Origin of the sequence: Calorimonas adulescens (genome assembly GCF_008274215.1) — a bacterium.
GTDB classification, from domain to species: Bacteria; Bacillota; Thermoanaerobacteria; order Thermoanaerobacterales; family UBA4877; genus Calorimonas; species Calorimonas adulescens.
The window spans coordinates 1-23495 of sequence record NZ_VTPS01000010.1 but is presented as its reverse complement, the minus strand read 5'-3'; the positions used below and the strand labels follow the sequence as shown (position 1 = coordinate 23495).

The window sequence follows — 23495 nt, the reverse complement described above, 5'->3', positions numbered from 1 at the left end:
AGGCGTTTGCAAAACGCCGTAGCCTGCATAAATACAGGCTTTTATTTATTTCTTTTATATATAACTCCTCTCCAAAATGTGGTAAAATTAAGTTATGAGCAATAATAAAACAACATCTCGGAAAGGAGTTATTAACTTATGACAAGACCGAAACAATTATCCTTTGCAGACATTTATTCCGACTGTAATAGTATTTTTGGAAATGATAAATATCACTTCCTTTCACTTCTTGAAGAAAACATTGATCTTGAAGAACTTATTCCGTCTTCCTTCTATAATCACTTTTATTCCTCTATTGGTAGAAATCGTGTATATCCTTTATCCGGTTTCCTTTGGGCTTTGCTCATTCAGCGGATTTTCTCCATTCCTACTGACAGACTTCTTTTGATTTTTCTCCAGTACTCAAAGGAACTTCGTGACTTTTGTGGCTTTGTAAAGGTTCCCGGTACCTATATCCAATGGGTTTATTTCCTGCGCCCATTTTTTTCTGCCTGCATATATTAAGTCAAACTTTCCATCCACTTTGAGCTTAAAAAGTCAAGTTCTGTTGCTTTTAGACATTTTCAGGCTCATCTGAATTTTTTGACCTACCTCCTTTCGCAATTACTTAATGTTTTAAAAATATACAAAAAGAGACCCTTATTTTATTCAAATAAAGGTCTCACTCCCAAGGAATTCTTGCTGTCCTGCCGGGCATTGCCGTGATGACGACAGTCCAGAATGAGCTACTCCCCTTCAGATATCCTTTGAGAAAATACTTTATGATATCTTACTATAAGATAATCAAGCTTTTTACTGCACTCTAAAACCCTTTCTGATTTTCGCTCCTCTTTTTCATCAATCATACAATAGAGTTCATCCCTCAAGCTGTCAATCTCTCTTTCCAGGGACAGTGCCTCCATTAATCATTTCTCCTCTTTATGTAAATACGTGCGGAAATAATGATATCACATATTGTTACCTAAATCAATATCAAAATTAAATTTTTTACATATATCCTTTAATCTTAAATAAATTTCAATTATTTTCAAACCGCACCTGTACCTATCATCCAATTCCTCTATTTCAGCAAAATAATTGTAGTTATCATATATCTCTGATAATATCTTATCGCCTTTTATCTTTTCCCCCAACTCGTTCAAGATACCAGGCAAGTTATTTTTATCCATTTTTGACCCTCCTTCTTTAGAATATAATTCTATATTTACCAATAATTTCCTCTAAATAAAATAAATTTTTTAACTCTTCCTATCGAGGCTGTCATTACCGTACATATTTCAATTTATTGCGTTAAAATTAGATTTTGCTGTATAATTATGCTGAGGTGATATAATGACCGAAAAACTATATTATGAGGATTCATACAAAACAGAATTTACTGCTGATATTATAGAGGTGATACCCTATGGAGAACGTTATGCAGCAATACTCAAAAATACGTATTTTTATCCCGAGTCTGGCGGCCAGCCGCACGATACCGGTTATATTGGTGATGCCAAGGTCCTGAATGTAGTTCTGAAGGATAACATTATTTATCATATAATCGATAAACAGATTAATACAGGCGCATATAAGTGTACTATCGATTTTGAAAGACGATTTTATAACATGCAGCAGCATACTGGGCAGCATATACTTTCCGCGGCTTTTATAAAACTTTATAATGCCTCCACTGATAGCTTCCATATAGGTGACAATATTTCTCACATAGACTTGAACAGGACAGACCTTAAAGATGAAGAGGTATCAGCAGCAGAGGACCTTTCAAATAACATAATATATAAGAATTTACCTGTATGTACCTATATAGTTTCATCTGAGGAGGCTGCTAAACTTCCTCTAAGAAAACAACCCTCAGTAAAGGAAAATGTAAGGATTGTTGAAATAAGCGGTTATGACTTTTCTCCATGTGGTGGAACTCACGTAAAAAATACTGGAGAAGTCGGCATAATTAAGATAATCCGATGGGAAAAAAATAAGGATAAGACACGGCTATATTTTACCTGTGGAATGGGGGCACTCTATTATTTTAGAGATGTCAATAATATAGTTCAAATGCTGGCAAACCATTTTTCCACCACTGTGTATGAGGTGACAGATCGCATTGTATCTCTTGAGCATGAAAATAAAATTCTTCAGAAGGAGATTAAAGACCTGAAAAATGAACTGGGGTTACATATTGCAAAGGACCTATTCAATAGCTGTGAAAATTTAAATAGCGATTATAAGCTTGTTGTAAAATTATTTGATAACTATGATGAGGAACTGCTACGTATTATTTCTGCTAAACTGTCTCAAAATCCTCAAACCATCAGCATAATAGGCAATATTTCTGATAAACAGAAATTTATCGTAACCCGTTCCGAAGATATTAATGTAAATTTAAAAGGCCTGTTTAGTGATATACCCATGTTGTTTGAGGGTAATGGTGGCGGCAGCAGCAAGCAGGTCCAATATGTAATCAAAGGAAATGCCGAAATAATTGTCAATGTATTAAAAGAAAAACTTAAAGAGGCCGTAATTTAAACCAATATGGCCTCTTTAATAATTTTTTTAATTTATTCATATACCCTTGTGCCCTTCACCTTTATCACATCTTTAAAACCGCTTAATATAAGTTTAGTAACAGGACCTGGTTTTCCATCACCGATGAGCCTGCCATCCACCTCAACAACAGGGATTGCTTCAGCAGCGGTCCCTGTAAGAAAACACTCATCAGCAGTATACAGGTTATAGGGTGTAAAAAGTCTTTCCTGTACCTTTATCCCTTTTTCTTCAGCTATTTCTATTGCTGTCTTCCTGGTTATTCCAACCAGAGCACCAGCCTCTACCGGTGGTGTTATAAGTATGCCGTCTTTAACTATAAATATATTGTCACCAGTACACTCAACCACATATCCCTCCTGATTCAAAAATATCGCTTCGGGATATCCCAAATTATTTGCTTCGATCTTGGCAAGTATATTGTTGAGGTAGTTGAGTGATTTTATTTGGGGATCTATGGAATCACCCCTGTTTCGCCTGATGCTGCTTATGATAACCTTCATACCGGTCTCGTACATCTCAGGGGGATAAAGAGTAATCTTATCAGCAATACAAAATACTGTGGGCTTAAGGCATTTTCTAGGGTCAAGCCCCAGGTCACCCTTACCCCTTGTGACCACAAGCCGTATGTAAGCGTCTCTTAACTGATTAACTCTTACAGTCTCAACTACAATATTACTCATCTCTCCCATAGAAAGAGGTATGTCCAATTTAATGGCATTGGCATTATCATAGAGTCGCTTTATGTGTTCTTCCAGCCTGAAAAGAATACCATCATAGGCCCGGATTCCCTCAAAAACTCCGTCTCCATAAAGCACTGCGTGGTCATATACAGAAATAGCTGCTTTATCGGCATCAACATATTCTCCATCTAGATAAACCTTTAACATTATAATATTCCCCCTAATAAATTTTTCTTTTAATTTTAACCTAAAATCCATCTACTGTAAAGCGATAAAAACTAACCAGCTTCAATATATCAAATATATCTGGTATAATAGTCAGGGCGTTTATTTTATCTTTCTCCTTAGAAATTAATCAGATACAGGTCTTACGCTATTTTCTAAAATGTTCTAAAATCAATTTTTAGTTATATATAAAGTTTGGAGGTGAAAATAAACCATCATGGAAAATATGAAAGATATTGTATTAAAGAAGTTAGAAGAAAGAAAAGTAAAGGTAGAAGACATTGCCGTACTTGTATATGAACTTCAAAAAAGCTACATACCTGACATCCATATTGATGATTGTATTGAAACTGTCGAGGATGTCCTCGAAAAGAGGGAAGTACAAAACGCAATATTGACCGGCATAGCACTGGATGTACTGGCAGAAAACAACCAGTTAGAAGAGCCTCTTTTGGATATCATAAAAAGAGATGAATCCCTGTTTGGGATCGATGAGATACTGGCACTAAGTATAACAAACGTATACGGCTCAATAGGACTGACTAATTTTGGATATTTAGATAAGATTAAGCCTGGTATACTGGGTAAACTCAATGAAGACAAACAAATAAAATGCAACACCTTCCTGGATGACCTTATTGCAGGTGTGGCTGCAGCCGCCTGTGCAAAACTGGCACATTCAAAAACATAAAAAAGAGAGCCTGCATTGCTCTCTTTTATTTTGCACTATCCTCCGGCATCTTTTCAAATTCAGTACCACCACAGCTCTTGCATTTCTTGGGCTTGCATCTACCTTCTCTCTCTTCTCCGCATGAGGTGCATTTCCATTTAGCCATTTATTTCCCTCCTCTAATAAGTTTTTCTATTTATTTTATTATACCACAAATTTCAGTAATAATAAATTGTATCTATAAATAATTATTATCTAAAAGAATTGTTCATTAAAAACACTGCTGACTCAATCAGCATATCAAGCATTTTATCGTCAATTTCTATCTTTAAACTGCCCAAAATTTCTTTCGCTAATTTCATTGCCTCTTGCTTCTTTACTTCTCCATCCACATCCCTTAGCGTCTGTTCGATGGAATAAACAACATTTTTTACTATCTGCATTATAGTGTCCATCCTGTCCTGACCCAAAGTCTTAACAAGATAGGGAAGTCCAATAAAATAGATAAGCACAGAAATGATAACGGATATAATGACAGTTAATATATCAGACATATCATCACCCCCATTCATTATATGAACGGGGCAACAATATTGTTAAAAAATGGCGGGAGTATTTGAGAATCGAATCCACCCGACACCTCTTTAAGGCGTCACACTGGTTTTGAAGACCATGAGGTACACCAGCACCCATCTACTCCTCCGCACACTCTTCACATATTACTATCATTGAGGTCCATTGTCAATATTTACTCATCCTTTATTAATGTTGGGTCTCTATCCAACGGATTTAATATATCATAATGACCGGCCAATGTATCTGTTTTATTCCCTTCAATGAGGAACTGTACCTTCTTAATTTCAGGAAGTTCAGTTAGAGAATCTACTACAGAATAAAGGGTCATGGTCTCTCCTGAACTCCCTCCCCAGTGATTTTCCTTAAATTCCCTTGAAAAATTAACATAAGCGACACCATTTGTTACTTCTAAAGAGATCAGTCTGGTACCATCAGGCATGGTTTTTGTCAGGTCACTTCTTGTTGGTCCTTTTATCAGTTCTTCTATTATAGCTTCCGCAGGCGGCTTTGATTTATCTATAGTTCTCAGTTCTGGTACAAGATATTCACCATTCATATCAGAAAAGTATACCCTGTACATATCAGAAAAATCTATAGGGCCCATAGGGCCTACTGGATTACCGCTTGCTCCTATATATTCTTTCCCATTTACAGTTATAAGCACTTTATCTACACCATCTAAAGATGTCAGGGTATTTACTATTGATGCTCTTGCCATAGCCTCATCCATAACTCCTTTAAAACCAGTGAAACCGCTCAGATCCACACTGGCAACCCCGTCATTTAAAGTCACGCTATTTACCTTGGTACCTTCAGGTACCCTCAGATAGGCATCTTTGTCTGTAGGTCCTTTCAAAAGTTCTTCAATGACAATCTTGTAAAGATTGTCTCCTTCTTTATAACTAATATGTCTTTTTTCCTTCACAAGGTCACTGTTATCACGGTTCGCATAATAAAGAGTCACATCAATCTGTCTTTCCTGCGGCTCAGCTTTTGGTTTTTCTGATGAAAAAAGCGAACAGCCGGCCAGGCCTATCATAACTACCAATAAGAGAAGCACTATATTTTTTCTCACGTCTTTTCACCCCTAATCAAGATTCTAAAATCGCCATTGCGTCTTGTTATTTTTATTTTACCAAAATATTCGAGGTAAGCCAAGGCATACTTCAGGCTGACTCCTAAAGCATCCCCGCGTTCCACCGCTGTAATCTCATTCTTTCGCAATTACTTCCTCAAGAACAAAAAGAAAATAAAAACTGCTAAATCCTCAGCAGTTTTTATTTTATGTACTTCTTTAATTCTTCTATATTTTTTGGTATACTGCTTCCATTTATAATACCTTTTTCTTTCAAAATTTCATATATCTCTAAAAGCATAGGCTTTCTCAAATCATTCCAATCAAGTTCTTTTGCATTAGTAAAAACAACTGTTGGTTCACCCTTTGCAACAACTTTTCCATTCTTCATGACATATATATAGTCAGCCCATGAATAAGCAAAGTCCACATCATGGGTTGATAAAATGATTGTCTTTCCCTCTTCAACTAATCTGTCAAAGAAAACCATAATTTCTTGAACATGCTTAGGGTCTAAATAAACCGTTGGCTCATCCAATATAATAACTTCAGGCTCCATAACTATAATATCGGCTATTGAGACACTTTTTTTCTGTCCATAGCTTAAAAAATGGGTGGGCTTGTCCTTCAAATCCATAATTTTCGCTTTTTTCATGGCGTTTTCAACTTTCTCTTTTACTATATTTTCTGGATAACCTAAGTTCATAGGACCAAAAGAAATTTCTTGGTATACACTGGCAGAGAAAAGCTGTATGTCAGGATTTTGAAAAACGATGCCGACATTTTTTCTAAGTTTTACAAGTTCACTATGACTGTAATTTATCTCTTCACCCTTGTATAATATTTTCCCTGATTTTGGTTTCAAAATCCCATTGAAGTGTAAAAACAGTGTTGTCTTGCCTGCACCATTTGGACCTAAAACCGCAATCTTTTTACCCTTCTCTATCAACATATTTACTCCAACCAAAGCTTCTGTGCCGTCACTGTACTCAAAACTCACATCTATCGCTTCCAATATAAATTGTTCTTTCATAGTTCACCTTCTTAAAAGCATTGATGCGCCTATTAAAATTAGTTCTATCAAAACAATAAATATTATATTTTTATAACAAAGCTTGTAATCTTTACTGAGGACTTTTATCTCTTCATTATAACCCCTTGCCTCTAAGGCCACATATAAATCCTGTGAATTTTTGTATGACTTAATAAAAAGAGAGAATATTAAAAGTCCTAAAGACCTATAGCTATTTCTCAATGTAGCATATCCCAACCTTGAATCTTGAGATATATAGATTTCATCAGCGGCTTGCATTAAAACAAAAATAAGCCTATAAATCAGTTGAAGTAACTCCAAAAATAGTGATGGAAATTTAAATTTCTTTAAGATATTTATAATATCAACTACAGGAGTGGTAAGAGCAAGAAAATACAAACAAGACACTATTGCTAAAGTTCTGAAGAATAAAATAACAGCAGTATCAATGCCTTGTGCAGTGATTCCTAAAGTTACTCTAAAAATATTAAAGCTTATTAATGCAGTACTTTTATTCCCTATCACATTTATGACAAGTGTCATTATACTTATTACCAGAAAGGAAAAGGGAATTAACATAAGCTTAATGTACACTTTTCCTGGAATTTTTGCTTTAAATACGGTTATCACAAACATTAAAATAATTATTGCAATATTTGTATAGGTGTCAAATTTAAAGCATAAAATCATAGTTAAAAAGGCAAATAAAAGTTTTTCAACAGGATGTACATTGTACATCCTGTTGGTGTAAGCATAACTATCTATTAACATTTTTTCTCCCTTTCGCAACACCTATATAATATCCCAAAAATCCTGCACCAATTGCAGCCTGTAAGGCAAACAGAAGGCTCTCAATTTCTCCACTCGGTGGTTCCCAAATTGGTTTAAACCATGGCTTGTAATTTTTGTCCACCTGAGCGATAGCTTCTGCCGCCTTATCATCTGCACCAACAAATTCAGCATTTTTTATAGTCACAAGAGGAAACACCACCAGCAAAATAACCAATAAGCCTAATATTAAATTCTTCATTAAAAACCTTTTATCCTTCATGTTGTCTTGCCTTCTCTCTCTAAAACATTGAGCTCAATAAGTTCTTCTTCGCTGTAGACGGTTAGCATATTGATTACGAGCACCGTTAAAAGCCCTTCACTTATTGCCAAAGGTACCTGTGTCACTGCAAATATCCCCATGAATTTTAAAAATGAGGCTGTAAATCCGCCTATTTCAGAAGGGAAAGCAATAGCAAGTTGGAAAGAGGTAGTCACATATGTAAGCAAATCCCCAATTGAAGCAGCTAAAAATACTGCAAGCCAATTTGGCCCACCTGCTTTTTTTACTAATTTAAATATATAATAGGAAGCAATTGGCCCTACTATAGCCATAGAAAATGTATTAGCACCTAAGGTTGTTATACCGCCATGTGCCAAAAGTAATGCCTGAAACAAAAGCACTATAAGGCCTAAAACGCTCATAGCAAAGGGTCCAAAGAGTATAGCTCCAAGTCCTACACCGGTTGGATGTGAACAACTTCCTGTGACTGAAGGGATTTTAAGTGATGAAAGCAAAAATGCAAAAGCACCTGCAAACCCTAAAAGCATCTTAAGTTTTGGATTCTCTTTTACTTTTTTGTTTATTGCTACAAGTCCTACGACCACAAAAGGCAAAGATGCTATATACCATATTGTACACCATTTAAGAGGAAGAAAGCCTTCCATTATGTGCATGGCATAGGCAGTTTGTGGAGCCATTAAAAGCAACGCAAATGCTGCAAGTAACATCCACTTTTCCATCCTTTTCATCACACACACCTCTCTTTTTGTAAAATTTAAGCAAAAATAAAACCTCTTAACTTACTAACGGCGTTAAGAGGTAAAAATCACATACTTATCCCTTTATAGCACTCCCCTCTATCGACCGTAGAGTAAGTGTGTCACAAATACAGGCAGGTCTCCTGACTTAGGTTCATCTCTCTTTACACCTTCCCATCCAGCACTTATGTAAAAGGACAGTGGCATAATGTAAAAAGCTCACCATCACAGTGGCGGGACCGTGCAGGATTTTCACCTGCTTCCCTTTTAACCCAATTTGACTTCAAAATTGGGTACCTGTATTTGCCTGTTATTAAATTTTATTCTCAAATAAAGCATATCATTTTACAAATAGGTTATCAAACTGTTATTTTAAGTCCTGTCGAATAACTTTTGCAGCTTCAAAACTAGCTTCAATTGTTTTTTCAATATCATCCTCCGTGTGAGCTATCGATAAAAAGAAAGTCTCAAATTGAGAAGGAGGTAAGTACACACCTCTTTTTAACATTTCTCTAAAATATGCAGCATACATAACAGTATTTGATTTTAAAGCAGAATCATAGTCTTTCACTTCATCTTTATTAAAAAACATGCACATCATGCTGCCTATTCTATTTATTATAACATCAATTCCATTTTGAACCATACTTTCTTTTAACCCCGTACACAATTTTTCTGCCTTTTTATCCAGCTCTTCGTAAATATTAGAAGTTTTAGATAATATTTTAAAAGTCTCAAGACCTGCTGCCATTGCTAAAGGATTGCCAGACAAAGTCCCTGCTTGATACACTGGTCCATCAGGAGAAACCTTTCTCATTATCTCTTCTCTTCCTCCATAGGCACCAACAGGAAGTCCACCTCCAATGATTTTCCCAAGCGTGGTAATGTCAGGTATAATGCCGTAAAGCCCTTGTGCCCCTGAATAAGACACTCTAAAACCTGTCATTACTTCATCAAAAATTAAAAGTGATCCATACTTTGCAGTAATCTCTCTCAATCCCTTTAAAAATCCCTCTTCAGGTAAGACTGTACCCATATTACCTGCAATAGGCTCTACAATGACAGCAGCAATATTTTTACCATAAATTCGAAAAATATCTTCTACCATTTTGATGTCATTGTATTTGGCTATAATTGTATCCTTTGCTATCTCTTTTGTTACACCTTTTGAATCAGGCATTCCAAAAGTAAGGGCCCCTGACCCTGCCTTTATAAGCAAACTGTCAGAATGCCCGTGATAACATCCTTCAAATTTTACAATGATGTCTCTGCCCGTATACCCCCTAGCCAGCCTTATTGCACTCATTGTGGCTTCTGTGCCTGAATTCACCATTCTGACAACTTCTATAGATGGAACAGACTCAGTTATTTTTTCAGCCATTTTAACTTCTAACTCCGTGCAGGCTCCAAAACTAGCCCCTAATTGTGCCTGCTTTTTAATAGCTTCCACCACCTCTGGATGTGAGTGCCCCAGTATTAATGGCCCCCATGAAAGGACATAGTCTATATATTCATTGCCATCTTCATCCAAAATATGACTTCCCTGACCTCTTTTAATGAAAATGGGGGTAGACTCTACTGATTTGAAAGCTCTAACTGGACTGTTTACACCACCTGGCATGACTTTTTTAGCTCTTTCAAATAATTCATTTGATTTGTCAGTTTTCACATAACCACCTCTTATTAGATTGCAGGTTTCATGAATAAATTTTAGTGATTGAAAAAAAGAATAAATTTACGGCAATGTCATTTTAAGATACTTATTAAAAGATATTTACTTTTGATAAAGAACATTTTTCAAGAGTTAACGTAGAATTATTTTAACATTCATCTCCGTTTATTTCTAACAAACCGCTTTTTTCAATAAATTCTTTGTAAATAGCCATTTTTTCTTCCTCAGTGAAGCCTTTGTCTTTTAATTCTATCCTCTTCTGGTATAGCTTTTGTAATAGTTTTTCATAGTCAGCATTGAAGATTGACTCCAACTTTTCTTTTATCATTCTCGAAAAAAGTGGACTTTTGCCACTTGTAGATATAGAGATAATTAAGTCTCCCCTTCTTACAATGGAAGGTACAATGAAGGAAGAAAGGTCTTTATCATCAACCACATTTACAAGCATATTGTATTTTTCTCCATCTGACGCCACAAGTTTATTTACCTTCTCATCATCTGTAGCAGCAATCGCAACAAAAAATCCCCTTACATCCCCTTGTTGATACTCACGTCTTATAAGCTCCACCTTTTCTTTTGCTGCAAGCTTAATTATTTCCTCATCAAAAGAAGGAGAAATGACAGTGATTAAAGCCTCTCCTTCAACAAAAGATAAAATTTTCCGGAGAGCAACTTTACCACCTCCTACAACAAGACATTTTTTGTTTTTTATATTAAGCATTATAGGGTAGTAAGCCATTTTGCAACATCCTTTGCAAAGTAGGTTATAACCATATCTGCCCCTGCCCTTTTAATTGAAGCAAGTATTTCTAAGACTGTAGATTTCTCATCAATCCATCCCATCTTAGCTGCCGCCTTTACCATTGAATATTCTCCACTTACATTGTAAGCAGCAATAGGAATGTTGAAATTATCTTTTACCCGCCTTATAATATCAAGATAAGAAAGTGCGGGTTTTACCATGACAATATCTGCTCCTTCTTCGATGTCAAGAGCTATTTCTCTTAAGGCTTCATTGGAGTTTCCATAGTCCATCTGATAAGACTTTCTGTCACCAAATTGTGGAGCAGAATTGGCTGCTTCTCTAAAAGGTCCATAAAAAGAGGAAGCGTATTTAGCACTGTAAGCCATAATAGGTGTATTTACAAATCCTTTACTATCTAAAAGCTTTCTTATGGTAGCTACTCTTCCATCCATCATGTCAGAGGGTGCTACAATATCCGCCCCTGCCTCAACATGGGACAAGGCTATTTTAGCAATGTAGTCTACTGTTTTGTCATTTAGAACTTGGCCGTTTTCAACAATGCCACAGTGTCCATGCGTTGTATATCCACACATGCACACATCTGTTATTACTACAATTTCTGGCACTTTTTCTTTTATTTTTCTTACAGCTTTTTGAACGATACCTTCCTCACTATAAGCCTCTGACCCCAATTCATCTTTATATGAAGGTATACCAAAAAGTAAAATAGCAGGAATTCCAAGGTCACGCACTTCTTTGACTTCTTCTATAAGCAAATCTATAGAAAAGTGGTAAACACCCGGCATTGAATCTATCTCTTCTTTTATATTTTTACCTGACACAACAAAAAGAGGATATATAAGGTCACCCGCATCTAAAGAAGTTTCTCTAATCATACCCCTTAAAATGCTGTTCACTCTAAGTCTTCTTGGCCTTTTTACTAAATCCATTTTATCTCCTCTCCCCGTTTATAGATTCTGATGATTTCTTAACATTTCTTCAATAAGCTTTTGCGTTGTGTATTCCCTGGGCACTATGTCTACATTAAATCCTTTATCCTGTATGGCTTTTTGGGTTACAGGTCCTATTGCAGCTATTTTAGAGTTTTTTAGAAGATTTATTTCGTCTCCTATTAATTGATACATGTAATTAAAAGTAGAGGAACTTGTAAATACAGCAATATCTATTCCTTTGCGGAGTTCACTTATAAGCTTTCCCTTTATTTCATAATTTGGTTCATTTCTATAGGCAACAATTTTTTGTACTTCAGCACAATCTTCGAGACTTTCTATCAATATATTCCCGCCTATTTGAGAGGTTAAAAGTGCTATGTTTTTTCCTTCAACATGTTTTTTAAGTGCATTTGCCAAAGAGTAGGAGGTGTATTCCTCAGGAATTATATCTGGATATATAAAAATATTTTCTAAAGCTTCCGCAGTCTTACTCCCTATTGCCACTACTTTAATACTTAAATTTCTTAAATCAAATCTTTTTTTTCTGACAGCTTCAATAAAGCTCCAAACGCCATTTACACTTGTAAATACAGCATAATCAAATTTATGTATCTCTTCTAAAAACACCACTGTATTATCTAAAAAAGGCGTGATTTTAATAGTAGGACAAACAACAACATCTGCTCCCTCTTCACTCAAAATTTTTTTCATCTGCTGTGACTGTTCATAGGTCCTTGTAAGCAAAATCCTTTTTCCAAAAAGCTTTTTGTCTTCATACCATTTTAGTCTGTCCCTTAATGTTACAACATCTCCTACAGCGATAACTGCAGGATTTTTTATTCCTTCTTTTTGCACAAGTTGTGGAATGTTAATGAGTTTTGCTGTCACAGCTTTTTGGTTTGGAGTAGTGCCTTCCATTACTACTGCTGTAGGGGTATTAGGGTCTTTGCCGTAATAGAGAAGCTTTTGCACAATTTTTTCTATATTTTTTATTCCCATGAGAAATACAAGTGTCCCATCGAGTTTTGATATGACCTCCCAATCGAGGTCTTTATCTTTCCCTTTCCATTCATGACCCGTTATTACGTGAAATGACGAACTTAAATCTCTATGGGTTACAGGAATTCCTGCGTAGGATAGGACAGCCACTGCAGATGTTATGCCCGGCACTACCTCATAAGGTATTCCTTTCTCTGAAAGGTATTCGGCTTCTTCTCCACCTCTTCCGAATACAAAGGGGTCTCCTCCTTTAATTCTGGCTACTTTTTTGCCACAAAAAGCTTTTTGGGCAATTATTTCGTTTACTTTACTTTGAGGTACTTTGTGGTTATCTGGAAACTTTCCCACATCAATAAGCTCTGCATCTTTTTTTGCTATTTTTAAAATATCTTCATTAATGAGCCTGTCATACACCAACACATCTGCATTTTTTATAACTTCCACTGCTCTTAATGTCAAAAGCCCAATATCTCCAGGTCCTGCCCCAATCAAGTATACAATCCCTGACATCATAAACCTCCAAATTCTTTAATAAGCTTTTCTATTATTTTATCGGTTTCTTCAATTAAGCCAGTCATTTCACCCTTTAAAAGTTTATTTTCTTTTTGATAAGCAACTTTTACGTCTATTTTTTCTTTGTCTTCCTCTTTTCTGTATTGGGCATAGGCGCCAAAAGGTTGTCTACAATTAACTCCAAAGGCTTTTAGAAGTTCCCTTTCAACAAAAGCCTCAAAAAATGTTTTTCTATCAACAATGTGGGGATAAAATTCTTGAAATATATTACCAAAATTTTCTGCAATTTCAACCGCAAGAATCCCCTGGCAGGGTGCTGGTACAATTACATCAGGTGGAAAATACTCAGTAATAACATTCTCAAATCCTAACCTATGCAAACCTGCCGCTGCCAAAACAATGCCATTAAGGTCTAATTCCTCCATTTTTTTGAGTCTCGTCTTTATATTCCCTCTTATTGGAACAATCTCTATGTCCGGCCTTAAGGCTTTGAGCTGCACTTGTCTTCTTAAACTGCCGGTTCCAATCTTAGCTCTTTCTTTTAAATCCATAAATTGTGTCCCATCTCTTGAAACAAACACATCCTTTGGGTCTTCTCTTTTTAAAACTGCCAGGAGTTTAAGCCCTTCAGGTATTTCATAAGGCATATCCTTCATGCTGTGGACTGCCATGTCAATTTCGCCTTTGAGCAATGCATCTTCTATCTCTTTTACAAAAACTCCTTTTCCTCCTATTTCACTAATAGGTCTATCAGTTGATGCATCTCCTTGTGTGGTTATCTTTACTATTTCAAATTCAAAATCCTGCATAGACTTTTTTATTTCATTTATAACTATAATAGTTTGCATAAGCGCAAGTTCGCTTGACCTTGTACCAACTCTTACAACTTTTTTCATCTTTACCTCCAAATATCTAATAAGCGCTTTCTTTAAGATACGTTATCATTTTATTAGCCATCTTGTTTGCAACTCTTCTTAAAGCGATTTTTATATTTTCCTTGTCTTTTTCAGATGAGTCAATCAATTTATTTGCAATTCTTTGAAATTCTGTGTTATAAACTTCATGGGCGTATCTACTTACTTCTTTTATATAGGGCTCTATTTCAAGGGTTTTGTACCATTTGTCAAATTCTTTGACTTCCTCTTTCACCATTTCTTCAATAACAGTGATAAGTGAAAGCCTTTCTTTTTTGTTTTCCTCTGCTGTCTTTTTTAAATCGTCAAGGGTATAAAGGCTTACTCCTTTCATTTGTCCTATCCTCGGGTCTATATCCCTCGGAAGAGCTATATCTACCATACAAATTTTTCTTTCATTGTAGACTTCTCTAAATTTTTCATAACTTACTGTATAATGAGGTGCATTTGTAGCGCTTATTACAATATCACTACTGGCAATGTGAAGATATTTTTGTTCATAAGGTACAACATGTATCTCTGGAATTTGCTCCTTTAATTCGAGAGCCCTTGAAAGAGTCCTGTTTGTTACAAACACATCAGCACCTTTATCTAAAAGATTTTTTATGGCTTTTTGTCCCATTTCCCCAATACCTATCACAAAAGCCTTTTTGCCTTTTATATCCTCAAATATCTCTTGAACAAATTTAACCGCAATATAGCTTATAGACAGAGCCAGATCTTTTATGCCCGTATCTGCACGAGCTTTTTTCCCAAGAGTTACTGCATCTCTAAAGAGTTTAAAAAGTATTTTCCCTGAAGTATTAAAAGCCTGTGCAGTATTTATAGCCTCTTTTACCTGTGACAATATTTGGTCTTCACCTACTACCATAGATTCAAGTCCACAGGCAACTCTAAAAATGTGTTCTACTACGTCAAGTCCACAAATCTGCCTTAAGTATTCCGAAAAAATTTCGTTTAATTCAAAATACTCAATAAAGAACTCTTTTATTTGTTGGGGAGTTACTTTTTGTGAATAGAAGTAAATTTCACTTCTGTGGCAGGTGGAAAGTATTACAACCTCCTCCAGTCCCAACTCTTTCAATTTTACTAATGCATCTCCAATGTTTTTAAAAGAGGCTTTTTCTCTCAACTCTAAGGGAGTGTCCTTGTCTATTCCCACCATTTTAATATTGTTTATGTCCACTTTCTGCCACCTCTTTTATGAGACTGTCAACATTTGTTAACACAACAGGATAATTTACATCAGGCCTTTTTATTAAAATTACAGGAATACCCAGCATTTTAGCAGCTTCAAATTTTTCTAACACTCCTCCCACAATGCCACTTTCTTTTGTCACAATTATTTCCGCCTTTTTCTCTTTAAACATTTGATAATTTAGTTCTCTACTGAAAGGACCCTCCATAGCTATTATGTCTTTCGGTGTTAGCCCTAAATCTTCACATTTTTTAATGATACTACTTGAAGGAAGCACTCTCACTGTCACCTTTTTCCCTGCTTCCCAAAGGAATTTGAATTTTTCAAGGTTTTTGCTACCTATTGTCAAAAAAATACTATCGTATTTCTTACATTCTTCTGCTGCTTCTTCAAAACTTTTAACCATAATGGCATTGTGGCAATATAGACTTTCTCTTTCATACCTTATATACTTGATACCAGTTTTGTTACAGGCATTTATAGCATTTATGCTCACATCTTTTGCAAAAGGATGAGTCGCATCAACTACAATGTCTATGTTGTTTTTATAAATAAACTCAATGAGGCTCAGTTCATCCAGTGCACCTTTGTTGACTTTAATTCCCTCACTAAAAATACTTGCACCATAATCTGTCACTGTACTTGCTACAACCTCAACATCTTTAAGTTTTAATCGTTCTGCAATTTCCCTTCCGTCCTTTGTACCTGCCAAAACCAGTATCATAAAATATATCCCCTCGGCGTTATCATTTTGCCTTTTTCTACAAAAGTGCTCTCATTTCCTATTATTACAATTGTCCTCATATCAATTTCATAATTTGCCATTTCTTTTAAGGTGGTGATTATCAGTTGTTGTCCCTCTCTTGAAGCATTTTTTACTATTCCAACAGGTATATCCTCTCTTTTATATTTCATAACAATTTGTTGCGCCTTTATAATATTTTCTGGTCTTTCTCTGCTTTTAGGGTTGTAAAGGACAATTACAAAGTCAGCCTGTGATGAAAGTTCTAGCTTTTTTTCTATCACCTGCCAAGAGATCAAATGGTCTGAAAGGCTTATAACTGCAAAATCTTGCATTACAGGTGCTCCCAGTATAGCTGCTGCAGCATTTAAAGCAGTTACTCCTGGTATTACTTCTATTTTTAAATCTATATTTTCTTTATGGACCACCTCATACATAAGCCCTGCCATACCATATATCCCTGCATCACCGCTCGACACAACACATACATTTTTACCTTGTAAAGCTAACTCAACAGCTTTTTTGCATCTATCAACCTCTCTTCTCATCCCTGACGAGATTATTTCTTTGTCCTTAATTAAAGGTTTAATAAGGTTTATATAAGTGGTATATCCTACAACTATATCACATTCTTTTAAGGAATTGCAGGCTTTAAGAGTCATGTCATTTATATCACCAGGACCTATTCCTACGACTTTAATCCATCCCATGTCAATCCTTCTTTCTGAATTTATACACAGCTAGTGTCATCCCATTCCTTTTAAGATATGCTATCTCTTTGCCACCGCTACTAGCTAAATAAGCAGAATGCCTTGCAACACCTCCAACTCCTACTGTATGAAGCACAAAATTCGAGGTGGGAAATTTGTCTTCTACTTTTTTTAAATCTTCTTTTGTGTAAAACACAACAGGATCTTTTAAAAATTCCGCTAACTGAAGTATCCCTTTTTCTTCTTTTTTTATATCTATAGTAGCAATTGACTTGATGCTTTTTAAACTTAAATTTAAGTTTTTAAAGATTTCACTGACAAAGGTAAACAAATCCTCAAAAGCTATTCCTTTTTTGCATCCTAAGCCAATAATTATATTTTTAGGCCTTAATATGATATAAGGTTTTTCTGAAGGTTTTTTTATTTCTTTATCAGTTAAGTAAACAAAAGCATCAACTTCACTGTCATCATAGTCCTTTATATAATCTTTTAGCAAAGATATTTGCTCTACATCTTCATCAAGGATAAACTGTACATTTTCTCCATTTACAAGAGCTGCACTGACCCTTTTTAAATCCCCCGCATTTTCAATATAGTAACCATAATCTTTAGCAATAACATCTAAAGAAATGACTCTCTCCACATCTGTTGCCGTTGTTATAACAGGTTGTGCTCCGATTATAGAAGCCACCTCTAAAGTAAGCCCATTTGCGCCACCTGCGTGGCCGGATAAAAGACTTATTGCAAACTTTCCTTTTTCGTCAACTACCACAACAGCAGGATCAGAAAATTTGTCCTCCAATACTCCTGCAATTGCCCTTATCACAATCCCTGTAGCCATTACAAAAACAAGCCCTTGATATTTGTTGAATATTTTGTGTACAAAGTCTATAAAATCTCCTGTTATTACATAGTTTCCTGAAATGGCGTATTTTTCTTTTACATATACATCCCCTTTTAATTTTGGGCCAATCTCATTTGCCAGCTTTGACGCATTTTTTGTGAGAGCAATTATTGCTATTCTCATAAATCTTCCTTCCCCCTGAAGCTATGAGAAAATTCTCTATCATAAAGCTTTGAATAGGCTTTTATATCTTTCAAAAAATCTCCTACAAGTATCATAGCTGTTTTATTTATTCCCTTTAATTTGACTTTTTGTGAAATGTCACCAAGAGTACCTGTAACAATTACTTGGTCTTCCCAAGTAGCTTTATAGATAACTGCAACGGGTGTAGTCTCTTGGTAACCTTCCTTCAACTCTGAGACGACTCTGTCAATTTCCTGCACACTTAAAAATATTGCCATTGTAGCTCTATGGCGGGACAAATCTTTTAATTCCTGCTCCGGAGGAACTTTTGTCCTTCCGCCTATTCGTGTTATAATCACTGTCTGAGTTATTTCAGGGATTGTCAGTTCTTTTTTCAAAACTGCCGCTGCTGCTAAAAAAGAACTGACGCCGGGAATCACTTCGTAATCTATATTTTCTTCTTCCAACATTACAATCTGTTCATGTATGGCACCGTAAATAGCAGGGTCTCCTGTGTGTATTCTTGCTACATCTTTCCCCTCTTTGTGAGCATTCATCATGATTTCAATTATTTCATCAAGGTTCATTAAAGCGCTATTGTAAATTTCAGCCTCTGGTTTTACGTATTTCAATATCTCTTTATTGACAAGTGACCCTGCGTATATGATGACGTCGCAAGACTGTATTATTTTCGCCCCTTTTAATGTTATAAGTTCAGGGTCTCCTGGACCCGCACCAATAAAATAAATCACGTCTACTTCACCTTCTTCGCAATAATGAGTGACAGATAATCTATCTTTTCCCCTATGTATCTATCAAGGTCGTAGGATATTTTTTCATCTTGATGACCGCACTTTGTTACAAGGTATCCTTTGAAGTCTTTTTCTTTTAGAAGCTTTACTATTTCCTTGTATCTTCTTGAAATTTTCATCAATACTACGTTATCAAATAGATCAAGTGCTTTTGAAATTTCTGTCACATCTCCTGATGGAATTACTGCAAATGCCTCATTCCCTTCCGCAATTGGAATATTTAACCTCGAAGCCGCTGCACTATAGGAGGTAATTCCAGAAATGGTCTCTACCTCATACTCCTCAATTCCTTTCAAAATGTATATGTATGTACTATAAATCATGGGGTCTCCTATTGTTATAAAAGCTACATCTTTCCCCTCATTAAGCAATTTCCTGATTTTTTCAATATTTTCTTCCCATTTTGTTTTTATGTCCTCTCTTGAATAAGTCATGGGAAATTCCATAAATACTACGTCACCTTTTATATAAGGCTTCGCAATCTCATAGGCAATACTTCTTTCCTCCTTGCTTGTTGGAGCTATCACCACGTCTACTTTTTGAAGTGTTTCTACAGCTTTTAAAGTAATGAGACTTTTTTCCCCTGGCCCTACTCCTACACCATACAACTTTGTCATTCTATCCCTCTTTTTCCGCCGTTATTATATAAACAGGATTTCTCGCTATCATCATCGTTTTATTTCCTGCTTCCTTTGAAACTGAAATATTTACACATATCGTCTCAACCTTATATTTATTTTGTTTGAAATAACGATGAGCAGAATATGCCGTATCAAGTGTAATCCCGTTAACTACGATTATTCCATCTCTTTTTAATTTAGTTAGAGCAGTCTTGAATGTTTGATACATTTTATCCCCTGCTCCTCCAATAAATATCCTATCAGGAGAAGGCAAATCTAAAAGGACATCAGGAGCTAAACCAGCTACCACAACAATATTTTCCACGTTAAATTTTTTAATGTTTTCATTTATAAGTTTTATTCCTTCTTCCTCTTTTTCAATAGAATAGACAACGCCTCTTTTTGATATTAAAGCAGCCTCAACAGACACAGAACCTGTACCAGCGCCAATATCCCATATTACGCTGTCTTCTTTAAGCCTTAACTTAGATATTGACAAAATTCGTATTTCTTCCTTTGTCATAGGCACATTACCTCGTACAAAATATTCATCGGGAATTCCCGGTGTCATATATTGCCACATGTTATCACCACTACATTTAAATCAAATTTTTTGCTGCAGTTTAAAAGCTCCTCTACCGTAAAAGAGTAAATTCTTTCGTTATCGTAAGACAGGTTTTCACCAACGTGTATTTTTCTGTCCTGCAAATTTGCTTTTTTCAACAAAGCTGCAATAAATTGTGGTGTATGCGCTTTATCAGTAAAAATAACGACTTTTTTATTCTCTTTTACTTTTTTTACTAAATCTTCACTGCGGCCGTGTAAGCTTACAACTGTCAAATCATTCATTGTCATTTTAAGTTTTGCACACATGTATTGTATTGAGCTTATGCCTGGAACTATTTCTAATTGGCTTTCGTCCACATATTCTAAAATCACTTCGGTTATACCATACAAAGAAGGTTCTCCTGATGCCAAAATGACAATATTGCCTTTTTTATTGAGTATATGTTGGTAATCTGTTGAAGCGTTTATCACGCTCTTTTCACAGTTAACATCTTCAAATTCCTTAAGATGGCGCCTGCCTCCCACTAGCACATCCGCCTTTTTTATTTTTTCAAGTGCATAAGGGGTAATGAATTTTTTGTTTCCCGGCCCTATTCCCACAATTGTCACCATTCTACTTTCTCCCCTGTTTTTGCAATAATGCCTCTTTTCAATGAAATGAGGTGAACTTCGATATTTAATTTATCGTAAACATACTGCTTACATTTCATATAGACCCTGTCGGCGATAAACTGACTGAAGTCTTTTATATTGACTCCCGCCTTTTCGATTATATCAAGAGCTTCTTCAGTCGTATTTGAATCCAGAACTTTATCAACAGTCTTTTTATCTGCGCCAAAATGGGCTGCATACGCTGCCATTATTTCTGCTCTTGCATCTGCAACATGGCTGTGGGTATTAAATATCCCTGCTGCTACTTTTACGAGTTTCCCTATATGTCCTGCCAATACTACATGCGTAAAGCCGTACTCTACCGCTTTCTCCAGCATAAATCCTATGAAATTTCCATAAGATATTATAAGCCCTTCTTCAAGACCTTCTTTTAAAGCATATTCTTTGCCGTAATTTCCCGGAGCAAAAATTACCTTTTTGTGCCCTTCAACAGAGAGTATAGAAAGTTCTAACTCAAGAGAAGCTTTTAAAGATTCTTCAGACATAGGTTCTACAATACCCGAGGTACCAAGGATTGATATTCCTCCTGCTATCCCAAGCCTCGGATTAAAAGTCTTTAAAGCCACTTTTTCTCCCCCTGGCACACTTATGGTAATTTTTACACCTTTTCCCTCTGGCAATACTTTTTTGACTTCATTTAAGATCATGGACATTGGAACAGGATTAATAGCGGGTTTTCCAGGACTTACAGGAAGCCCTGGTTTTGTGACAACTCCTACTCCCTCTCCTCCGTACACGTCAATTCCTTCTCTTTCTTTTAATTCCACTTTTGAATATATTATAAGCCCGTGAGTTGCATCAGGGTCATCGCCTCCGTCCTTTCTTATGCCGCATTTTACCCAACCTTCTCCTGACGTCACATCTAAAACATCAAGTATAAGATGCCACCCCTTTGGTGTATCTATCTCTACAGTGTCTATTTTTTCCCCTGCAAAAAGCATGTAGGTAGCAGCTTTTGAAGCAGCAGCCGCACACGAGCCAGTAGTATAACCATATCTAAGCTTTTTCCCTTCTTTAATCGTATAAACCTCCATAGTTTCACCCACTTCTGTTGTCAAACATATACAAAATGGCATTAACTATAGCTGCTGCTACTGTGCTTCCACCTTTTCTTTCTTCCGTTATTATGTAGGGCACTCCAAGTTTTTTCACTTCTTCTTTTGCCTCTTGTGCTCCAACAAAACCAACAGGAACGCCAATTATCAAATAAGGTTTTATTTCACCAGAATTTATGAGTTCACAAAGTTTAAAAAGGGCTGTTGGAGCGTTGCCAATGGCAAATATTTTGTTTCTTTTGTCTTTTGATGCCATAATCATTGCTGCCATTGACCTTGTAATAGCATACGTTTTTGAAAATTCCTCTACTTGCGGCATTTCAATGTAACATTTGACACTTGCCCCTATAGATTTTAAAGCCTTTTTATTTATCCCCGCTTCAGCCATTTTTGTATCTGTGACAATTGTATATCCTTCTTTTAATGCTTTTAAACCTGCATCTATTGCTCCATCTGAGATTTTTATTATGTGAGCAAAGTCAAAATCTGCCGTTGTGTGTATAACCCTTTTTACAATCATAAGTTCTCTTTTTTCAAACTTCGTCTCGTCAATATTTTTACCTATTATTTCAAAGCTTCTTTTTTCAATCTCTTTAGGGTCAGTTATATAATTCATAAAAAACAACCCTTTCCCATAAACTAGACCTTTATTCTACCTCTTCTGCCCTTTCAAGTATTATATCTGCTATCCTATCATCATAGCCAATAGACCTTGCAAACTTAATCTGTAAACCTGGATATTTTTTCTTTTCTTTTTCAAAAAGCTCTGGAATATCATGGCGTATATGAATTCCTTCTACTAAAAACATAGGCACTGCTATAATGTCATAAATCCCCTTTTGTACAAATTCTTTTATAGAAATAGATATATCAGGTTCATTAAATTCCATAAAACCTGCCTTTACATCTCTGTATTTTTTTAGGCTCTTTATTTTTTCTACCACCTTTGTAACCACCTCTCTTGTCTCTTCAACACGGCTTCCATGGGCTATTATTAATAATCCTTTTCCCATATAAATCCCTTCTTTTCTATTTATAATGATAAACTCGCTGAACAAATAAGTACAGTAAGCTCTGCCCACTCATTTACTGCTCCAAGAGTATCTCCAGTCATACTACCTATTCTCAGTAAGATACATTTTGAAACAATGTAAGTAACAAAAACAGATTTACCTATCATCATAGAACATACAATTGACAATCTGCCAACAACTGGAGTAATTATAGGCACCCTCCTATTTTAAATCATCTTTTGGCTAATTATCAAAAAAAGCCTACCCCTGCGGAGGTAGACCTTTTCTTACCAGATTATAGACACAAAAAGACCATTCAACCTTCCCTCCGAAGGTGAATTTCGGAAATCTTATGGTAGGTCTCCTGGCTCGCGATTCATCTATTACCCTGCCTTCCCAGTTTCCCAGTGGCATATTAGGGCCTCATCCTCGCTCACAGTAGCGGGGGCTGCAGCGGATTTTCACCGCTTTCCCTTTTAACCTTTCGGACCATAAAATTTCTATATTCACTTGTACATTCTTATTTTACCCCTACTCCTTATTTAAATCAATAGTCTTTTGAATATACTTGTGGTTATTTTATGATAATGTCACCTTGTAGACTATCGTGATAAAATGTCACTATGGGGAATGAGGTGCGTTATCTAATGTCTCAAGAACAACTAAAA

General features: G+C 35.8%; 29 protein-coding genes, 1 tRNA gene, 2 pseudogenes and 2 riboswitches. Of the genes and pseudogenes, 3 read left to right on the top strand and 29 right to left on the bottom strand.

Annotated features, from left to right (window positions below):
- Nucleotides 1–138 precede the first annotated feature (138 nt).
- A pseudogene (locus FWJ32_RS07550) lies at nucleotides 139–444 on the top strand (transposase); the annotation flags it as partial.
- Nucleotides 445–725: 281 nt separating this feature from the next.
- Here FWJ32_RS07550 and FWJ32_RS07545 read toward each other — a convergent pair.
- A complete protein-coding gene (locus FWJ32_RS07545) occupies nucleotides 726–902 on the bottom strand; it encodes an aspartyl-phosphate phosphatase Spo0E family protein (RefSeq protein WP_149545350.1) in 177 nt (58 codons plus the stop codon).
- Nucleotides 903–947: 45 nt separating this feature from the next.
- Nucleotides 948–1169, bottom strand: coding sequence for a hypothetical protein (locus tag FWJ32_RS07540; protein WP_149545349.1), 222 nt, complete (start codon nucleotides 1167–1169; stop codon nucleotides 948–950).
- Between the two features lie 163 nt (nucleotides 1170–1332).
- Here FWJ32_RS07540 and FWJ32_RS07535 point away from each other — a divergent pair, with 163 nt between their 5' ends.
- On the top strand, nucleotides 1333–2526 hold the full coding sequence (locus FWJ32_RS07535; RefSeq protein WP_149545348.1) for an alanyl-tRNA editing protein: 1194 nt from the start codon (nucleotides 1333–1335) through the stop codon (nucleotides 2524–2526).
- A 32-nt stretch (nucleotides 2527–2558) separates the two neighbouring features.
- Here FWJ32_RS07535 and ilvE read toward each other — a convergent pair whose 3' ends face one another.
- Nucleotides 2559–3434, bottom strand: coding sequence for a branched-chain-amino-acid transaminase (gene ilvE / locus FWJ32_RS07530; protein WP_149545347.1), 876 nt, complete (start codon nucleotides 3432–3434; stop codon nucleotides 2559–2561).
- Nucleotides 3435–3678: 244 nt separating this feature from the next.
- Between ilvE and FWJ32_RS07525 the strand changes: the two genes are divergently transcribed.
- On the top strand, nucleotides 3679–4143 hold the full coding sequence (locus FWJ32_RS07525) for a phosphatidylglycerophosphatase A family protein (RefSeq protein WP_149545432.1): 465 nt from the start codon (nucleotides 3679–3681) through the stop codon (nucleotides 4141–4143).
- A gap of 25 nt (nucleotides 4144–4168) precedes the next feature.
- Here the strand turns inward: FWJ32_RS07525 and FWJ32_RS07520 are convergent, their stop codons facing one another.
- The 26 genes and pseudogenes from FWJ32_RS07520 to FWJ32_RS07395 all read right to left on the bottom strand — a co-directional run.
- Entirely contained in the window at nucleotides 4169–4288 is a 120-nt protein-coding gene (locus tag FWJ32_RS07520; protein WP_149545346.1) for an RCKP-type rubredoxin-like domain-containing protein, read from the bottom strand.
- Between the two features lie 85 nt (nucleotides 4289–4373).
- On the bottom strand, nucleotides 4374–4676 hold the full coding sequence (locus tag FWJ32_RS07515; protein WP_162523555.1) for a phage holin: 303 nt from the start codon (nucleotides 4674–4676) through the stop codon (nucleotides 4374–4376).
- 50 nt (nucleotides 4677–4726) lie between these two features.
- Nucleotides 4727–4823 (bottom strand) — tRNA-Sec (locus FWJ32_RS07510).
- A 47-nt stretch (nucleotides 4824–4870) separates the two neighbouring features.
- Nucleotides 4871–5773, bottom strand: a complete 903-nt coding sequence (locus tag FWJ32_RS13610; RefSeq protein WP_238988823.1) for a GerMN domain-containing protein — start codon at nucleotides 5771–5773, stop codon at nucleotides 4871–4873.
- On the bottom strand, nucleotides 5770–5922 hold the full coding sequence (locus tag FWJ32_RS13870) for a SelB domain-containing protein (protein ID WP_149545344.1): 153 nt from the start codon (nucleotides 5920–5922) through the stop codon (nucleotides 5770–5772). The genes FWJ32_RS13610 and FWJ32_RS13870 overlap by 4 nt, the downstream gene beginning before the upstream one ends.
- A gap of 53 nt (nucleotides 5923–5975) precedes the next feature.
- The gene (locus FWJ32_RS07495; RefSeq protein WP_149545343.1) at nucleotides 5976–6806 is read right to left on the bottom strand and encodes an energy-coupling factor ABC transporter ATP-binding protein; all 831 of its coding nucleotides are present in this window, start codon (nucleotides 6804–6806) and stop codon (nucleotides 5976–5978) included.
- 3 nt (nucleotides 6807–6809) lie between these two features.
- Entirely contained in the window at nucleotides 6810–7577 is a 768-nt protein-coding gene (gene cbiQ, locus FWJ32_RS07490) for a cobalt ECF transporter T component CbiQ (protein WP_149545430.1), read from the bottom strand.
- Complete coding sequence (locus tag FWJ32_RS07485; RefSeq protein WP_149545342.1) at nucleotides 7564–7857, bottom strand: energy-coupling factor ABC transporter substrate-binding protein; 294 nt, start codon at nucleotides 7855–7857, stop codon at nucleotides 7564–7566. The genes cbiQ and FWJ32_RS07485 overlap by 14 nt, the downstream gene beginning before the upstream one ends.
- Complete coding sequence (locus tag FWJ32_RS07480; RefSeq protein WP_149545429.1) at nucleotides 7854–8597, bottom strand: energy-coupling factor ABC transporter permease; 744 nt, start codon at nucleotides 8595–8597, stop codon at nucleotides 7854–7856. The genes FWJ32_RS07485 and FWJ32_RS07480 overlap by 4 nt, the downstream gene beginning before the upstream one ends.
- A gap of 134 nt (nucleotides 8598–8731) precedes the next feature.
- Nucleotides 8732–8931, bottom strand: a riboswitch (cobalamin riboswitch).
- Nucleotides 8932–8982: 51 nt separating this feature from the next.
- Nucleotides 8983–10284: a glutamate-1-semialdehyde 2,1-aminomutase gene (gene hemL / locus FWJ32_RS07475; protein ID WP_149545341.1), complete on the bottom strand. Its 1302-nt coding sequence runs from the start codon at nucleotides 10282–10284 to the stop codon at nucleotides 8983–8985.
- A gap of 151 nt (nucleotides 10285–10435) precedes the next feature.
- Nucleotides 10436–11026: a precorrin-2 dehydrogenase/sirohydrochlorin ferrochelatase family protein gene (locus FWJ32_RS07470; RefSeq protein ID WP_149545340.1), complete on the bottom strand. Its 591-nt coding sequence runs from the start codon at nucleotides 11024–11026 to the stop codon at nucleotides 10436–10438.
- Nucleotides 11008–11982: a porphobilinogen synthase gene (hemB, locus tag FWJ32_RS07465; RefSeq protein ID WP_149545339.1), complete on the bottom strand. Its 975-nt coding sequence runs from the start codon at nucleotides 11980–11982 to the stop codon at nucleotides 11008–11010. Before hemB ends, FWJ32_RS07470 begins: the two co-directional genes overlap by 19 nt.
- Nucleotides 11983–12000: 18 nt before the next feature.
- Nucleotides 12001–13494, bottom strand: coding sequence for a uroporphyrinogen-III C-methyltransferase (gene cobA / locus FWJ32_RS07460; RefSeq protein ID WP_149545338.1), 1494 nt, complete (start codon nucleotides 13492–13494; stop codon nucleotides 12001–12003).
- Nucleotides 13494–14393 (bottom strand): hydroxymethylbilane synthase, encoded by a 900-nt coding sequence (gene hemC / locus FWJ32_RS07455; RefSeq protein ID WP_149545337.1) that lies wholly within the window; start codon nucleotides 14391–14393, stop codon nucleotides 13494–13496. Before hemC ends, cobA begins: the two co-directional genes overlap by 1 nt.
- A 16-nt stretch (nucleotides 14394–14409) precedes the next feature.
- Entirely contained in the window at nucleotides 14410–15597 is a 1188-nt protein-coding gene (hemA, locus tag FWJ32_RS07450) for a glutamyl-tRNA reductase (RefSeq protein WP_149545336.1), read from the bottom strand.
- On the bottom strand, nucleotides 15578–16333 hold the full coding sequence (cobK, locus tag FWJ32_RS07445; protein WP_149545335.1) for a precorrin-6A reductase: 756 nt from the start codon (nucleotides 16331–16333) through the stop codon (nucleotides 15578–15580). Before cobK ends, hemA begins: the two co-directional genes overlap by 20 nt.
- Nucleotides 16330–17061, bottom strand: a complete 732-nt coding sequence (gene cobJ / locus FWJ32_RS07440; protein ID WP_149545334.1) for a precorrin-3B C(17)-methyltransferase — start codon at nucleotides 17059–17061, stop codon at nucleotides 16330–16332. Before cobJ ends, cobK begins: the two co-directional genes overlap by 4 nt.
- A 1-nt stretch (nucleotide 17062) precedes the next feature.
- Nucleotides 17063–18088 carry a cobalt-precorrin 5A hydrolase gene (gene cbiG / locus FWJ32_RS07435; protein ID WP_149545333.1) on the bottom strand — a complete coding sequence of 342 codons (1026 nt, stop codon included), beginning with the start codon at nucleotides 18086–18088 and terminating at the stop codon, nucleotides 17063–17065.
- Nucleotides 18085–18840: a precorrin-4 C(11)-methyltransferase gene (cobM, locus tag FWJ32_RS07430; protein WP_149545332.1), complete on the bottom strand. Its 756-nt coding sequence runs from the start codon at nucleotides 18838–18840 to the stop codon at nucleotides 18085–18087. The genes cbiG and cobM overlap by 4 nt, the downstream gene beginning before the upstream one ends.
- Nucleotides 18841–18842: 2 nt before the next feature.
- The gene (cobI, locus tag FWJ32_RS07425) at nucleotides 18843–19517 is read right to left on the bottom strand and encodes a precorrin-2 C(20)-methyltransferase (protein ID WP_149545331.1); all 675 of its coding nucleotides are present in this window, start codon (nucleotides 19515–19517) and stop codon (nucleotides 18843–18845) included.
- A 1-nt stretch (nucleotide 19518) separates the two neighbouring features.
- Entirely contained in the window at nucleotides 19519–20043 is a 525-nt protein-coding gene (gene cbiT / locus FWJ32_RS07420) for a precorrin-6Y C5,15-methyltransferase (decarboxylating) subunit CbiT (RefSeq protein WP_238988822.1), read from the bottom strand.
- A 44-nt stretch (nucleotides 20044–20087) separates the two neighbouring features.
- Nucleotides 20088–20699, bottom strand: coding sequence for a precorrin-6y C5,15-methyltransferase (decarboxylating) subunit CbiE (gene cbiE, locus FWJ32_RS07415; protein WP_149545330.1), 612 nt, complete (start codon nucleotides 20697–20699; stop codon nucleotides 20088–20090).
- Complete coding sequence (gene cbiD / locus FWJ32_RS07410) at nucleotides 20693–21793, bottom strand: cobalt-precorrin-5B (C(1))-methyltransferase CbiD (RefSeq protein WP_149545428.1); 1101 nt, start codon at nucleotides 21791–21793, stop codon at nucleotides 20693–20695. Before cbiD ends, cbiE begins: the two co-directional genes overlap by 7 nt.
- A gap of 4 nt (nucleotides 21794–21797) precedes the next feature.
- A complete protein-coding gene (locus FWJ32_RS07405) occupies nucleotides 21798–22430 on the bottom strand; it encodes a precorrin-8X methylmutase (RefSeq protein WP_149545329.1) in 633 nt (210 codons plus the stop codon).
- 31 nt (nucleotides 22431–22461) lie between these two features.
- Nucleotides 22462–22827, bottom strand: a complete 366-nt coding sequence (locus tag FWJ32_RS07400; RefSeq protein ID WP_149545328.1) for a sirohydrochlorin chelatase — start codon at nucleotides 22825–22827, stop codon at nucleotides 22462–22464.
- 20 nt (nucleotides 22828–22847) lie between these two features.
- Nucleotides 22848–23039 (bottom strand): annotated as a pseudogene (locus FWJ32_RS07395) (adenosylcobinamide-GDP ribazoletransferase); the annotation flags it as partial.
- A gap of 125 nt (nucleotides 23040–23164) precedes the next feature.
- Nucleotides 23165–23336, bottom strand: a riboswitch (cobalamin riboswitch).
- Nucleotides 23337–23495: the final 159 nt, after the last annotated feature.